Origin of the sequence: Streptomyces sp. LN549, from assembly GCF_043203805.1 — a bacterium.
Lineage (GTDB): Bacteria > Actinomycetota > Actinomycetes > Streptomycetales > Streptomycetaceae > Streptomyces.
The window spans coordinates 2,709,496-2,722,780 of sequence record NZ_JAZHRI010000002.1 but is presented as its reverse complement, the minus strand read 5'-3'; the positions used below and the strand labels follow the sequence as shown (position 1 = coordinate 2,722,780).

14 protein-coding genes and 1 pseudogene are annotated in these 13,285 nt (G+C 71.4%); 3 read left to right on the top strand and 12 right to left on the bottom strand.

Going from position 1 to position 13,285, the window contains the following annotated elements:
* Positions 1 to 22 precede the first annotated feature (22 nt).
* From SH922_RS12180 to SH922_RS12165, 4 genes and pseudogenes are all read right to left on the bottom strand, one after another.
* Positions 23 to 670, bottom strand: coding sequence for an RNA polymerase sigma factor (locus SH922_RS12180; RefSeq protein WP_393057831.1), 648 nt, complete (start codon positions 668 to 670; stop codon positions 23 to 25).
* 347 nt (positions 671 to 1,017) lie between these two features.
* Positions 1,018 to 1,798, bottom strand: a pseudogene (locus SH922_RS12175) (VOC family protein).
* Positions 1,799 to 2,026: 228 nt separating this feature from the next.
* On the bottom strand, positions 2,027 to 2,299 hold the full coding sequence (locus tag SH922_RS12170; RefSeq protein ID WP_393057828.1) for a DUF397 domain-containing protein: 273 nt from the start codon (positions 2,297 to 2,299) through the stop codon (positions 2,027 to 2,029).
* Positions 2,259 to 3,107, bottom strand: a complete 849-nt coding sequence (locus SH922_RS12165) for a Scr1 family TA system antitoxin-like transcriptional regulator (RefSeq protein WP_393057826.1) — start codon at positions 3,105 to 3,107, stop codon at positions 2,259 to 2,261. The genes SH922_RS12170 and SH922_RS12165 overlap by 41 nt, the downstream gene beginning before the upstream one ends.
* An 83-nt stretch (positions 3,108 to 3,190) precedes the next feature.
* Between SH922_RS12165 and SH922_RS12160 the strand changes: the two genes are divergently transcribed.
* Positions 3,191 to 3,655, top strand: a complete 465-nt coding sequence (locus SH922_RS12160; RefSeq protein ID WP_393057824.1) for an ATP-binding protein — start codon at positions 3,191 to 3,193, stop codon at positions 3,653 to 3,655.
* Here the strand turns inward: SH922_RS12160 and SH922_RS12155 are convergent.
* The 3 genes from SH922_RS12155 to SH922_RS12145 form a co-directional block, all read right to left on the bottom strand.
* Entirely contained in the window at positions 3,621 to 4,436 is an 816-nt protein-coding gene (locus SH922_RS12155; RefSeq protein WP_393057822.1) for a serine hydrolase domain-containing protein, read from the bottom strand. The genes SH922_RS12160 and SH922_RS12155 overlap by 35 nt on opposite strands.
* 250 nt (positions 4,437 to 4,686) lie before the next feature.
* Entirely contained in the window at positions 4,687 to 5,979 is a 1,293-nt protein-coding gene (locus SH922_RS12150; RefSeq protein WP_393063537.1) for an MFS transporter, read from the bottom strand.
* Positions 5,979 to 6,518 carry a helix-turn-helix domain-containing protein gene (locus SH922_RS12145; RefSeq protein ID WP_393057820.1) on the bottom strand — a complete coding sequence of 180 codons (540 nt, stop codon included), beginning with the start codon at positions 6,516 to 6,518 and terminating at the stop codon, positions 5,979 to 5,981. The genes SH922_RS12150 and SH922_RS12145 overlap by 1 nt, the downstream gene beginning before the upstream one ends.
* A gap of 117 nt (positions 6,519 to 6,635) precedes the next feature.
* Between SH922_RS12145 and SH922_RS12140 the strand changes: the two genes are divergently transcribed.
* Entirely contained in the window at positions 6,636 to 7,109 is a 474-nt protein-coding gene (locus SH922_RS12140; protein ID WP_393057817.1) for a MerR family transcriptional regulator, read from the top strand.
* Positions 7,109 to 8,125 (top strand): aldo/keto reductase, encoded by a 1,017-nt coding sequence (locus SH922_RS12135; protein WP_393057815.1) that lies wholly within the window; start codon positions 7,109 to 7,111, stop codon positions 8,123 to 8,125. The genes SH922_RS12140 and SH922_RS12135 overlap by 1 nt, the downstream gene beginning before the upstream one ends.
* 28 nt (positions 8,126 to 8,153) lie before the next feature.
* Here SH922_RS12135 and SH922_RS12130 read toward each other — a convergent pair whose 3' ends face one another.
* The 5 genes from SH922_RS12130 to SH922_RS12110 all read right to left on the bottom strand — a co-directional run bounded on the left by SH922_RS12130 (position 8,154) and on the right by SH922_RS12110 (position 13,202).
* A complete protein-coding gene (locus SH922_RS12130) occupies positions 8,154 to 8,591 on the bottom strand; it encodes a hypothetical protein (protein ID WP_393057813.1) in 438 nt (145 codons plus the stop codon).
* An 87-nt stretch (positions 8,592 to 8,678) separates the two neighbouring features.
* Positions 8,679 to 9,881: an acyltransferase gene (locus tag SH922_RS12125; RefSeq protein ID WP_393057811.1), complete on the bottom strand. Its 1,203-nt coding sequence runs from the start codon at positions 9,879 to 9,881 to the stop codon at positions 8,679 to 8,681.
* Positions 9,878 to 10,954 (bottom strand): alpha/beta hydrolase, encoded by a 1,077-nt coding sequence (locus SH922_RS12120; RefSeq protein ID WP_393057809.1) that lies wholly within the window; start codon positions 10,952 to 10,954, stop codon positions 9,878 to 9,880. The genes SH922_RS12125 and SH922_RS12120 overlap by 4 nt, the downstream gene beginning before the upstream one ends.
* Before the next feature lie 170 nt (positions 10,955 to 11,124).
* A complete protein-coding gene (locus SH922_RS12115; protein WP_393057807.1) occupies positions 11,125 to 11,808 on the bottom strand; it encodes a response regulator in 684 nt (227 codons plus the stop codon).
* Positions 11,805 to 13,202 (bottom strand): sensor histidine kinase, encoded by a 1,398-nt coding sequence (locus SH922_RS12110; RefSeq protein ID WP_393057805.1) that lies wholly within the window; start codon positions 13,200 to 13,202, stop codon positions 11,805 to 11,807. Before SH922_RS12110 ends, SH922_RS12115 begins: the two co-directional genes overlap by 4 nt.
* Positions 13,203 to 13,285: the final 83 nt, after the last annotated feature.

Sequence of the window (13,285 nt, the reverse complement as noted above, 5' to 3'; positions counted from 1 at the left end):
GCAGGAATGCCCTGCTTGTCATTCATCGTGCGACCTCTTCCGCGTTGACGGGATTCCTGGAACTGAATGACGCCGCGACCATGACCCCGTCGACGAGGTCGGCCCCCAGCCTTCGCCGTGCCCGGTGCAGTCGGGACTTCACGGTTCCTACTGCCACCTTCAGCGTGGCCGCGGCCGCTTGCTGGTCCAGGCCCGACCACACACAGAGCTCGATGACCTCGCGTTCGTGGCGGGGCAGGCGGGCCAGCGCCCGGTGGATCTCCGACATACGACGCTCGTCGTCGACCCGGACGGCGACGCGGTCCGCGTGGTCGCCCACCGGCTCGTCGTGCGAGACGAGCCGGTGCAGCAACGCCTCGGCCCGCCTCAGCCGCCGCCTGGTGTTCGACACCAGGCGGTCGGCGATGCCGAGCAGCCACGGCAGGGCCGAGTCGCGGTCGAGTACGGTCTCGGACCGCCGGCGCCAGGCATGCAGAAACACGGTCGACGTGAGGTCTTCGGCCTCGGACCAGTCGGCCGTCCGCCGGAACAGATAGTTGTAGACGCTCTTCCCGTGACGGTCGAAGATCCGGCCGAATGCCTCCCGGTCCCCGTCGACGGCCCTTGCCCACAGGGCCCGGTCGGATATCCCTCCGACCGGGCCGGCGGGATCAGCGTCGTTCAGCTCCATGCCCTGTACGTGTCCGGCAACGGGCCGAAGGTTCCCGCCGATCCTGATCTCCGCACCGTCGGAGGGATCCGGCCCTGCCACAAGGGCGGTCCTCCAGCCGATATGTCATGGCTTGATCCCATTTCGGTGCCGGCCCCACCCCTGCGGAAGCGCTGCTTCTTCACGCGGAAACGTACCGGGCCGCCGATGACGGGGCCCCTGCCGGGGCGACGCCCCGTGGACCGACCGCACCCGTTACGAGAAGACGCACATGGCGTCGGCCCCCGCCAGGGAGGGGGCGCCCGGCGAATGCGCGTGCGGCCCGCCCGGTACTCCCGGGCGGGCCGCGGTGCGCGATGCGGAGGGGGTCACATGGGCGTCGGCTTGATCATCGCGAACACGCCGCCCTGCGGATCGGCGACCACGGTCATCCGGCCGGCCATCATGTCGAACGGCGGCACCAGGACGCTGCCGCCCTGCCGGACCAGCGCGTCCACGGAGGATTCCACGTCGTCGGCCGCGAAGTAGGTCAGCCAGTGCGCCGGGTGTGCCGGGCGGGTCGTTGGCCAGCAGGGTGGCGCCGCCGACCGCACGGTTGCCGACCCGTACCTCCCAGTAGGAGTCCGCGCCGTCCAGCGGACGGATCTCGATGCCGAACACCTCGCCGTAGAAGGCGGTGGCGGCGAGCACATCGCTGGTGTGCAGCTCGTTCCAGGTCAGCGCACCGGCCTCGTTGACCACCTGGGCACCGGAGAAGGAGCCGGGCTGCCACACCCCGAACACCGCGCCCTGCGGGTCGGCGGCGATCAGCATCCGCCCCATGTCGCCGATGTCGGTCACCGGGGCCAGCAGAGTGCCTCCAGCGGCGACGATGGCGTCCTGGGTGGCCTGGGCATCGGTGGAGGCCAGGTAGCTGGTCCACACGGTCGGTGGTTCCGGCATCCCTTCGGGAGCCATCGTCCTGCCGATACCGGCCACTGCCCTGCCGTTCAGCTCACACACCGCGTATCCGCCGAACTCGGCCGGGCTGGGCTGCCCCTGCCAGCCGAGCAGGTCCCGGTAGAAGTCCAGAGTCGCTTGCTGGTCCTTCACCATCAGATCGACCCAGCACGGCGTGCCGGTCGCGTACGGAGTGGTGACTTCGGGCATCTCTCGCCCCTTCTCGTGAGGTTGCTTTCCCGCCACCCTCGGGGCGTGCCGGGAAAGCGACCTCACGACACGCCGGAACCGCCGGCGCAGGTGAGCAGGTTGCTCCATGTCGCCCACCCCGCTGACGGCTTCCCCGGCGGTACGGTCCGCGCGGTTTCGGCGACTGCTCGGAGACAGGCCGGCCACGCCGTGCATTCGTCGCTCCTCACCGGATGGACCGGGACGAGCTCAGTTCGCGCAGAGACCGGCCACGAAGCCGCGCCAGGCGTCGGTCCCGATGACGAGGACGGGCCCGGAGGGGTCCTTGCTGTCGCGGACGGGCACGGAGGCGGCGCAGCCGTCGGCCACCTCGACGCAGTCGCCGCCGGTGTTTCCGCTGTACGACGACTTACGCCATGCGGCGCCGCCGGTGACGGTGCACTCGACGCACTCGCCGCCGGTGTTTCCGCTGTAGCTGGATTTACGCCACTGCGCGGTCTTCAGGTCGGGGCCGGTCTCCATAACGCTCCTCCATCACGCGGGCGATCAGAGCCGCCGAATCCTCCACGGAGAGGGCGGCGGCCTGCAAGTGAGCGTATCGGAGCGAGCCCTCCCGGACCGTGTCGGGGCTGGCGGTCATATGGCCGGAGATGATGTCCTCGGTGTAGACGATGTCCGGGTCGTCATCGAAGCGCATGGTGGTGAACGAGCCAGCCAGACTTGAGTGTTCACCGGCGGCGAAGGGCAGGATCTGGATTCGCATCCAGCGGTGGGTGGCGAAGTCCAACAACCGCACCAGTTGGGCGCGCATGACCTCATGGCCGCCGATCGGCCGGTGCAGTACGGCCTCGTCGAGGATGGCCCATGCCAGCGGCGGCCGTTCGCGCTCCAGGATGCGCTGGCGCTCCATGCGGGCGGCGAGCAGGCCGTCCAGGTCGTCGGGCATCCCGGTGGCCAGCACCGCCCGCGCGTACGCCTCCGTCTGCAACAGCCCGTAGACCAACTGCGCCTGGTAGGTCGAGATGTACGAGGCGCTGACCTCCATCTCCGCGTACGGCTGGAACCAGGTCGGCAGCTGGCTGCGCAGGACCAGGCCCATCAGCCGGGAGAACGTCCCGTCCGTACCGAGCGCGGCGTCGACCCGTTCGGAGAAGTCGCGGGTGGGGATCTTCTTCGTGGTCTCGATCTGGCCGATCAATGATCCCGTACAGAAGATGATCTCGCCCAACTGGGCCTGGTTCAGGCCCGCGGCCTCGCGCAGGCGGCGTAATTCCCAGCCGTAGTAGTCCAGTGGGGAGGCGCTGGGATCGAGTGACTGGACGTTGGCCACGGCGGGACCTCCGGTGTGCAACGCCTCGCGGCGTTCGTTTCCGTACGTAGCCGAGCGTAGTCACCTGCTCGCACGATGGTGACATGAATCACGTAATCGCTCCCCGGACCGAGTCCGAAGAGCCCGTCTACCGCGCCGACTTCGCCATGGGCGAGCACTCGGCCCGGCACCTGCGGCGCATCCTGCGGCTCTACCTCAACGGGTGGGGCCTGGCGGCCGTGGCCGACGCGGCGGAGCTCGCGCTCACCGAGCTGATCGCCAATGTCGTCCGGCATGTCCCCGGCCGCCGCTGCCAGACGTTCATCTTCCGGCTCCCGGGCGGCGAGGGCGTCCGCGTCGAAGTGGCGGACGATTGCCCGAGGATGCCCGTCGTGGGTGCGGGTGACGTCCTCGACGAGGGCGGACGGGGGCTGCTGCTGGTGGATGCCGTCGCGGACAAGTGGGGCGTGGAGGTGCGCCGTGACGGCGGCGGCAAGGCGGTGTGGTTCGAGTGCCTGACCGCCGCCGAGCCCGTTACGCCTTCAGCTCCGCCAGTACCGCGTCCGTGAACGGCGGCCACACCTCGGCGGCCCACGGTCCGAAGGCGCGGTCGGTGAGCGCCACGCAGGCCGCGCCCGCCGCCGGGTCGATCCACAGGAACGTGCCCGACTGGCCGAAGTGTCCGAAGGTTGCGGGGGAGGACGAAGAGCCCGTCCAGTGCGGGGACTTGTGGTCGCGGATCTCGAAGCCGAGGCCCCAGTCGTTGGGGTTCTGGTGGCCGTAGCCAGGCAGGACGCCCTTCAGCCCGGGGTGGACGACGCTCTGCGCCTCCAGCACCGTGCGCGGGTCGAGGAGACGCGGGGCCTGGACCTCGGCCGCGAACCGCGCCAGGTCGTCGACCGTCGAGACGCCGTCTCGGGCGGGCGAGCCGTCCAGCGTCGTCGCGGTCATCCCCAGGGGCTCCAGCACCGCCTGGCGCAGGTACTCCGGGAACGGGATCTCGGTGGCCTTCGCGATGTGGTCGCCGAGGACCTCGAAGCCCGCGTTGGAGTACAGCCGCCGGGTGCCGGGCGGGGCCGTGACCCGGTGCTCGTCGAACGCGAGACCGCTGGTGTGGGCGAGCAGGTGCCGGACAGTGGACCCCTCGGGACCGGCCGGCTCGTCGAGCTCGACCGCGCCCTCCTCGTACGCCACCAGCGCCGCGTAGGCGGCGAGCGGCTTGGTGACGGAGGCGAGCAGGAAGCGGTGCGCGGTCGGGCCGTGCCTGCCGAGGACGGTGCCGTCCGCTCGTACGACGGCTGCTGTCGCGGTGGGGACGGGCCAGTTGTCGATCATCGCCAGGCTCTGCATACGTACGAGAGTAAATGGTCGGCTCCGGAGGTTCTTCAGGCGCTTCGCCCTCGCGGGGCTCCCCGCAGTGGCCTAAGGGCTGTCCCGCAATTCCTGGCGGGCGTGCGACGACAGCTACGGCACCTCGCCGCGTTGTCGGAACGCCCGAATACATCCAGTATTCGGGCGTCCCTCCGCCTTGCGATGCACCGCATCTGACGCCGCGCGCTGATCCACCAGGAATTGCGGGACAGCCCTTAGGCGGAAAGCGTCACGACAGGCCGGGTACGCCCTCCCGAGCGGCATCCTCGGATTCCGGTCGGTCCGGACTGTCGTCCGGGGCGGCGCCACGCAGGGCTGCCTCGACCCGGCGGTTGGAGGTCATGGTCGCTGTGAGGGCGGTCATGGCGAGGAGCAGACCGGCGGCGGCGTAGAGCGGGGTGCGCAGGTCGTACGTGGTGGCCAGCCAGCCGCCGAGGAAGGCGCCGAACGGGGCGGCGCACATGGCGAGCATGCGGGAGGTGGAGGCGACGCGGCCCATCAGGTGGGCCGGGACGATCGCCTGGCGGAGGGACGGGCCGAGCACCATCGTGGCGCCCATGCCCGCCCCGCAGACGGCGAGCGCAAGCCCGGCCACGTACGGATTCGGGGCGGCGGCAAGCCCGAGAACGGCAAGACCCTCGACCGCGGCCGTGCAGGTCAGCGCGGTGCCGGTGCCGAGTCGTCGGCCGAGGAAGGAGGCGATGCCCGCGCCGAGCAGGCCGCCCGCGGCCTCCGCCGTGAGCAGCAGGCCGAAGCCGAAGGTGTGGATGCCGAGTCGGTCGCGCGCGAAGAGGGCGAGCACGGTCTCCACGGCGAGGAAGGCGACGTTCCCGACGGCCGGACGGAGAGCGAGCCCGAGCAGCAACTGATCCCGGAAGACGTACGAGGCCCCGGCCCGCGCCTGTCGAAGCAGTGACTCGCGGGCCTCCGGCAGGGGCCTGGGCATGGCTGGCAGCGACCGTACGAGAAGTGCGGAGAGCGCGAACGACACCGCGTCGGCCAGCAGCGGAAGCGCCCGCCCGAGCGCGAGCAGTGCACTGCCCGCGGGCGGCCCCACGAAGCCGGACGCGGCGGTCTGGGTGCCGCGCAGGCGGGAGTTGGCGCGCTCCAGGAGGGCGGGGGCGCGGCCGAGCAGATCCGGCAGGTAGGCCGTGGCGGCCGTGTCGAAGAAGAGTCCGCCGAGGCCGAGCAGGAAGGCGACGATCGCGAGCAGTGGAATGCTCAGCATGTCGAGCGCGGCCGCCGCCACCGGTATCGCGAGCAGCACCGCTCGTGCCGCGTCCGCGACCCACATCGTGCGCCGGCGGTCCCAGCGGTCCACCAGCGCACCGCCGAGCACCCCGAAGAGCAGCCACGGCAGGGTCCCGGCGGCCGTGACGACCGCGAGCGCCATCGGATTTCGCGTCAACGTCAGAGCGAGAAGCGGCAGCGCGGCGTGCGTCACCCCGTCACCGAGCGAGGACACCGTCTGCGCGGTCCACAGTCGTCCGAATCCGGACGGCAACTTCTTTGCGTCCTGCATCACTCGGAGGCCTCCTCTGCCTGCTCGCGCGGAGCCGGACGGAACAGCGCGAAGGCGAGTGACACGTCCGGCAGCGACGGATCGGACAGCTCCCGGTACTCGTCCGCCAGTGCCTCCAGTCGCGCGCCCAGTTCCCCGAACTGCTCCTCGGTGAGCCGCAGATGCGCCATCCGTACGTACCGCTCGCCGTCCGCCGGTGCCGCCTCCAGGTCCGCCACCGCGTGCCGCATCAGCGTGTCGGGTTGCCCGGCCCCGGGATCCGGCAGCGTGATCGTGCGGGAGGCCATCGCGTAGTACCGCTCCGTGACCCCCCGGACCTTGCGCGTCCGGACCACCTTCACCAGGCCGGCCCGCTCGAGCAGTCGCACGTGATAGCTGGAACTCCCCTTCGCGAGGCCCACCCGTCCGGCGATCTGCGTGATCGTCGCCGGCTCGAAGCGGAGCACGGCCATGATCCGGTGGCGTGTGAGATTGGAGACGGCGCGTAGCTGCTCGTCAGTGGTGACGTGAAACGTCTCGGGGAGATCATCGGCAGGCATGTGCTCAATGGTCAACGACTCTTGACCATTGCGCAAGGGGATTTCGTGCGGTCTTCCGGAAACTCGCATCCGGCAGCGCTTGCTTAGAGTGCACTCCAAGGTTCTAGCGTGGAGGACATGACGGTGACGGAGACGGAGACCGAGACCACGTCGACGCGAACGGACGCCTGCGCATCGGCCCCCCTGCCCCATCGGCGTCCGGACGGCCAGGACCGCTACACCATCAGCGAGGTGGCCGCCTTCACCGGGCTGAGCGCTCATACGCTGCGCTGGTACGAGCGGATCGGCCTGGTGTCGCACGTCGACCGGTCGCACACGGGACAACGCCGCTTCACCAACCCGGACCTGGACTGGCTCGCCTTCGTCGGCAAGCTGCGGCTGACCGGAATGCCGGTCGCCGACATGGTCCGCTACGCGGAACTGCTGCGCGAGGGCGAGCACACCGCCGAGGAGCGGAAGGAACTGCTGGAGGCGACCCGCCGCGACGTCAGGACGCGGATCGCGGAGCTCCAGGACACCCTCGCCGTCCTCGACTACAAGATCGAGTTCTACGCAGGCGCCCAGCGGGTGCCGGAAAGGCCCAGTGCCTGATGACTGACAACAAGATCGCCACAGTGGAGCTCGGCAGCGGTGGCCCGCAGGTCGGCGTCCAGGGGCTCGGCTGCATGGGCATGAGCGAGTTCTACGGCGACACCGACGAGTCCGCAGCACGCGAGACCCTGGAGACGGCCCTCTCCGCAGGTGTCACCCTGTTCGACACCGCCGACGTGTACGGCCTCGGCGCCAACGAGAAGTTCATCGCGCCCTTCGTCGGCGCGCACCGGGACGAGATCACCCTCGCCACGAAGTTCGCCATCGAGCGGCGCGAGGACGACCCGCACTACCGGGGCGTGCGCAACGACCCCGCGTACATCCGGCAGGCGGTCGAGAACAGCCTGCGCCGCCTGAACACCGACGTCATCGACCTCTACTACATGCACCGCCGCGACCCGTCCGTACCGCTGGCGGAGTCCGTCGGTGCGATGGCCGAGCTGGTGCAACAGGGCAAGGTCAAGCAGCTCGGGCTGAGCGAGGTGACCGGTGCGGAGCTGCGCGAGGCGCACGCCGTGCACCCCATCGCCGCCCTCCAGTCCGAGTGGTCGCTCTTCAGCCGGGACGTCGAGCGCAGCGCCGTGCCCGCCGCGGTGGAGCTGGGCGTGACCTTCGTGCCGTACTCGCCGCTCGGCCGGGGCTTCTTGACCGGGGCGTTCGCGGACGCGGGCAAGGACCTGTCGAAGAACGACTTCCGGCAGTTCCAGCCGCGCTTCACCGGCGACAACGCGAAGGTGAACGCCGCACTGCTGGAGCCGGTCCACAAGATCGCCGCCGCGCACGGGGCGACCGCGGCCCAGGTGGCGCTCGCCTGGGTGCAGCAGCGGGCCCAGGTGCACGGGCTGGCCGTGGTGCCGATCCCCGGCACCCGCAAGAGCAGCCGGCTGCGGGAGAACGTCGGCGCGACCCGGCTCACGCTGTCGGCCGAGGAGCTGGCGCTGCTGGAGCCGATCGCCGGCCAGGTGGCGGGGGACCGCTACCCGGACATGAGCTCGACGTCCGCCGCGCGCGAGTAGGGGCTGCGGCGGCAACCGGTGGCGTGTGTCAGGGCAACTGCGACAGAGCGAGACCGTCGATCCGGGAACGTCCGAAGTCGCTGCCGCAGGCCGGGCACCCGCTCACGATGCGGTGCCGGGCCAGATTGCGTCCCAGGACAGGGATCGCCGTTTCGGGGCGGACCACCTCGAACCTGGCGCCACAGACGAAGCACTTGTGCCGCACGAGCTCGGCGAGCACCACGCCCGCCAGATCGTCCGATGCCTCAACGGCGTCCTCCGTCAGATCAGGCAGGACACCGTCGTCGGGCCACACCGCCACGTACGGAGCCTCCGGCCACGCCGCCCACCGGGGGAAGCGCAGAAGCGCCGGCCTGAACCCGACGCCGAACCGCGCGGAGACGTCGGCCATGCCACCGGCAGCCGGGGGGAGAGCCTCGTCCGCGAACACACGAAGCTCTCCCCAGGGCCCCGAGAACAACCGCATCCACCGTCTCCCCGTCGCGCTCGTCCAACACCGGTACGCATGCTCGCATGTCCGTGCCGCCGAGTCGGGTGGACCCTGACCACGGACTCACCCCAGTGCGAACACGGCGAATCCCACCGCCAGCACCCCCGCCACCGCCCGACGGGCGGTGGCGGCCCGCGTCCCCGCCTTCCACGGCGCCTCGAACCTCCTCGCGTACCGTGCGATCAGCACCAGCAGCCCCGCGAACACCGGCATCCAGGCCGGCCGGGCGAGGAGCCAGCCGAGCGTGTCCGGACCGGTCGTCAGTCCGGGCACCGCACCGGCGAACGACGCCGGTACCGCTGCCGCCAGCATCGCCGTCTGGTGCCAGCACAGGATCGTCATCGCCGACAGGTTGATCACCACGACCGGCGCCCAGACCAGAGGCCTGCGCAGCAGTCCGCCGATCCGCCTCCGCAACAGGATCGCCGCACCGCTCTGCGTGGCGGCCAGCGCCAGGACCAGCAACGACGGCGGATGCGAGTTGGTACGTGCCTCGCCCGGCACCCCGACCATCGACGCCGGGTAGTGGAAGAGCAGCAGCAGAACGGCGAACAGAACGCCTCCCCCTACGAGCAGGAACCGGGCGCCCCGCTTCCCGATCCGGCCCTCGCCCCAGGAGACGCCGAGCTGGTACGCGAAGAGCCAGCCGGGAACGATGTTCAGCATGCTCAGCCAGGAGGGCATCGCGTCGCCGAGCGGCCCGTAGCGCAGCAGGTCGACGACGGCGACCGCGCCGAGCAGCGGGGCCGCGGCCCAGCCGCCGAGTCTCTTCGCCATCCGGATGCAGTACGGCGTCAGCGCGGTGACCACCGCGTACACGCCGACGAACCAGAGCGGCTGGATCACCAGCGTCGACCCGGTCCGCAGCGTGTCGCCCGGCACACCGAGCGCGTGCAGCACCGGGATCATCGCCGCCCAGACGGCCGTCCCCCCGAGCACCGGCCGGCCGAGGCGGGCCATCCGGCCACGCAGCCAGGCCCCCGTCGTGGACTTCCTCCGGCGGTAGGAGAGCACCGAGGCGTACCCGCCGACCAGGAAGAAGACGCCCAGCATCTGGAGCACCCAGCTGAAAGGGGCGAGTGCGCCGAAGGCCGAGAGCGGACTGGCGTTGTGCAGGGCGCCGTCGTCGTCGAGCCGGAACCCGCCGAGCAGCCAGTGTCCGGTGGGTACGGCGAGCAGCGCCAGGGCGCGCAGACCGTCGAGGGCGCGGTCGCGGTGGGCGGGGGTGCGCGATTCGATACGGGAGGCGAGGGCGCGCAGGCTCATCGCAGGTCCCCTTCCGTGTCCGAGGCCCCGGTGTACGTGCCGTCCGCGATCGCGGCGAAGGCGTGGAGGGACTCGGTGCCGGGGGCGAAGTAGCCGGTGTGCCCGTGGGCGTCGGCGGCCGGCACCCGGCGGGCGCCGAACTCCGGGGAGGTCGGGTCGGCGCCGTGGCCCAGGCCGGCGAACTCGACGTTCGGCACGTTGTCGATCCAGTCGTCGGGGTCCTTGGCTGCCCAGACCCTGGCATCGGTGTGCAGGTCGCCGACGTTGTCGGCGCGCATCCCGGGCGAGCCGAGGACGACCAGGTCGCCGACGTGCAGCCGGGGCGCGGCGAGGCCGCAGACGACGGAGCCGTAGCTGTGGCAGAACACGGTGGGCGCGGGCACGCCGGCAGCCGTGAGCCCGTCCGTGAACCGGGTCAGCCGGTCCGCGCCGGCCTCGGCGAGCGATCCGGTCGCGGCGTCCACGCCGACGCCGACGGGGGTGGTGTACCCGGCCCAGGCGATCACCGCACTGCCTGGACCGGTCTCCGCGTACAGCGACTTGGCCATGCCGGCCGGTGTGCCGTAGACATCGTTCGTACGGTCGAAGGTCCCGGCGTCGATGTCCGAACCAGGAACCACGACGGACACCCGGTCCGCGGTGGTCAAGTCCCCGAAGACCTCGGCGACTTGACCGCGACCGCGCGGGTCGAACGCGAGGATCCGGCGCTGCGGGTCCGCAGCGAGGCCTGCGTACCGGGGGTCGTGATCAGCCTTCAGTGCCAGGGCGTTGGCCCGGTAGCGCAGTTCGACGGGTACGCCGTCGAGGTTCCCCACGACGAGCGGATGCCGGGTGATCAGGGACTGCTGGTCCTTCTCGCTCAACCCCCGGAAGAATCGGGCCACTTCGGCGGGTGTGTCGCGCGCCGGATCGGGCAGCTCCCGTCCCAGTACGTGGTCCGACCGCCAGGCAGCGGTGCCGGGCGGCGGCCCCGTCAGCGCCTGCTGGGCGTTCCCCGACGCCCAGCCGGCGGTCCCTGTCACGATGGTGGTCGCCAGGGCGACCGCGACCAAGGTCCTCGCATAGCGGCGCATCCGACCCTCCCTCTCCGGCTGAACCGGCTCCCGCACGCCGTTCGGCGCGTCGCAGAGGAAGGTAGGAAGACGACGGGCGCAGGGGCGTCACACCGGGGGGCCAAGTGCGGGGTGATACCGGGGTAGGGGGTGTACGGGGAGCTGACCCGAGGGCGTTCGGGGGGCTGCCCTCACCCCTCGCCCGGTACCACCAGCCCCGCCTCGTACGCGAAGATCACCGCCTGGGCGCGGTCGCGCAGGTCCAGCTTGGCCAGCACCCGTCCGATATGGGTCTTCACCGTCTGCTCCGCCAGCACCAGCCGCCCCGCGATCTCCTGGTTCGACAGCCCCCGAGCTATCAGCCCCAGCACCTCCGTCTCGCGCGGAGTCAGGCCGTTCAGTCGCAGCGCCGGCCCGCTGCGGCCGGCTCCGGACGGCCGCTGCCGGGCGAAGTCCGCGATCAGGCGCCGCGTCACGGACGGCGCCAGCAGCGCGTCGCCGGCCGCCACCACCCGGACCGCCGAGATCAGGTCCGCCGGCGGGGCGTCCTTCAGCAGGAAACCGGACGCGCCGGCGCGCAGCGCCTCGTACACGTAGTCGTCCACGTCGAAGGTGGTGAGCATCAGCACCTTCGGCACATGCACCACGCCCACCGGCGGGTTCAGCAGCTCGCGCGCCGCCGCCAGGCCGTCCATCTCGGGCATCCGCACATCCATCAGGACCACGTCCGGGTGGGTGTGGCGGCTGACGTGGACGCCCTGGCGGCCGTCCGGCGCCTCACCGACCACGTCGATGTCGGTCTGCGCCGCCAGCAGCGCCGCGAATCCCGCCCGCACCATGGCCTGGTCGTCGACGATGATCACACGGATGGTCACGAGTACTCCGGATTCGGGGGCGGGGCAGAAGAGACAGAAGCGGCATCGGAAGGGGGTGAGGCCGGGGGGAGAGGGAGCCGCGCGGCCACCCGGAAACCGCCGTCCGGCAGTGGGCCGGTGTCGAGCGTGCCACCGGTCAACCGTACGCGTTCGCGCATGCCGACCAGCCCGTGTCCCGTGCCCGTCGTCTCCAGAGGAGTGCGCGGAGCGAGCGACGAACCCGTGTGCTCCGGCGGGTCGTTGACGACCAGCACCGTCAGATGCGCACCGTCGGAGCTGACCGACACCCGGGTCCGGGCACCCGGCGCGTGCCGGACCACGTTCGCCAGGGCCTCCTGCACGATCCGGTACGCGGACAGATCCACCAGCGGCGGCAGGTCCGGCAGCCCGGCCGGCAGCGACAGCTCGGCCGGCAGCCCGGCCCGTACCGTCGCCTCCACCAGCTGCTGCACCCGGTCGAGCCCCGGCTGGGGCGCCCGCTCGCCCTCCGTGCCCTCGCTGCGCAGCACCGTCAGCAGGCGCCGCATCTCCCCGAGGGACTCCCGCGCACTCGCGGCGATCGAACCGAACTCCTCGCGCGCCTCGTCCGACAGCCCCTCCAGCCGGTACGGGGCCGAGTCGGCCTGGACCGTGATCACCGACATGTGGTGCGCGACCACGTCGTGGAGTTCGCGGGCGATCCTGGTCCGCTCCTCCAGCAGCGTCCGCTGGGCCCGCTCGGCCTCGCTGATCGTCTCCTGCTCGGCGAGCCGGCGCTGGGCGTCGCCCCGTTCCCGTACCGTCGCGCCGATCACCAGCACCACGGCACTGAGGATGACCAGCAGGAGCGAGTTGTCGGCGCCGCGGTGCGAGGAGACCAGGAACAGGACGAGCCCTGCGGCGCCGGTCGCCAGCCAGACGCCGACCAGGGTCTGCCGCCGCTCGCGCAGGCCCAGCGCCAGGAGCAGGAAGAGGTAGCCGACGAGACCGGGCGGTGTCCACGGCCAGGCGGTGTTCTGCCCGCCGTCCTGCCCGAGCAGGACGACCGCACCCAGGATCTGGGCCGGGAAGATGATCCACCAGGCCTGCAGCGGGCGGTGCGCCAGCATCAGCAGCGGCGCTGCCTGCGCGACGGCGAGCGCTCCCGCGATGCCACCGCCCAGGGCGTACTGGTTGTTCAGGACGGTGATCGTGACCGGGATGAAGGTCGCGGCGAGTCCCAGGACGACGACGTACGGCAGCAGGCGCCGCCACCGCTTCGTGGCGTCGGCCAGGAGCGGTGTCGGGGGATGGGACGGGTGGGACAGCGCATGGCCGATCTCGCGCAGATTGCGGAGGGCGGCGCTCAGCAGACCGTCCGCCGGAGGGTGCGCGGGCGGCGGTGACGAGGGCGGGGGCGGGGCGGATGTGGGCATGGCCTGATCAGGGTAGGCAGCCAAGCCGCCCGGCGGCGTCATACCGGGGTCCCGGTCCGCCGCCGATCCTCTCGTACGGGGGT

Coding starts and splice junctions, on each gene's coding strand:
- SH922_RS12180 (WP_393057831.1), bottom strand. CDS start 670: ATGGAGCTGAACGACGCTGATCCCGCCGGCCCGGTCGGAGGGATATCC.
- SH922_RS12170 (WP_393057828.1), bottom strand. CDS start 2,299: ATGGAGACCGGCCCCGACCTGAAGACCGCGCAGTGGCGTAAATCCAGC.
- SH922_RS12160 (WP_393057824.1), top strand. CDS start 3,191: ATGAATCACGTAATCGCTCCCCGGACCGAGTCCGAAGAGCCCGTCTAC.
- SH922_RS12155 (WP_393057822.1), bottom strand. CDS start 4,436: ATGCAGAGCCTGGCGATGATCGACAACTGGCCCGTCCCCACCGCGACA.
- SH922_RS12150 (WP_393063537.1), bottom strand. CDS start 5,979: ATGCAGGACGCAAAGAAGTTGCCGTCCGGATTCGGACGACTGTGGACC.
- SH922_RS12145 (WP_393057820.1), bottom strand. CDS start 6,518: ATGCCTGCCGATGATCTCCCCGAGACGTTTCACGTCACCACTGACGAG.
- SH922_RS12140 (WP_393057817.1), top strand. CDS start 6,636: ATGACGGTGACGGAGACGGAGACCGAGACCACGTCGACGCGAACGGAC.
- SH922_RS12135 (WP_393057815.1), top strand. CDS start 7,109: ATGACTGACAACAAGATCGCCACAGTGGAGCTCGGCAGCGGTGGCCCG.
- SH922_RS12130 (WP_393057813.1), bottom strand. CDS start 8,591: ATGCGGTTGTTCTCGGGGCCCTGGGGAGAGCTTCGTGTGTTCGCGGAC.
- SH922_RS12125 (WP_393057811.1), bottom strand. CDS start 9,881: ATGAGCCTGCGCGCCCTCGCCTCCCGTATCGAATCGCGCACCCCCGCC.
- SH922_RS12120 (WP_393057809.1), bottom strand. CDS start 10,954: ATGCGCCGCTATGCGAGGACCTTGGTCGCGGTCGCCCTGGCGACCACC.
- SH922_RS12110 (WP_393057805.1), bottom strand. CDS start 13,202: ATGCCCACATCCGCCCCGCCCCCGCCCTCGTCACCGCCGCCCGCGCAC.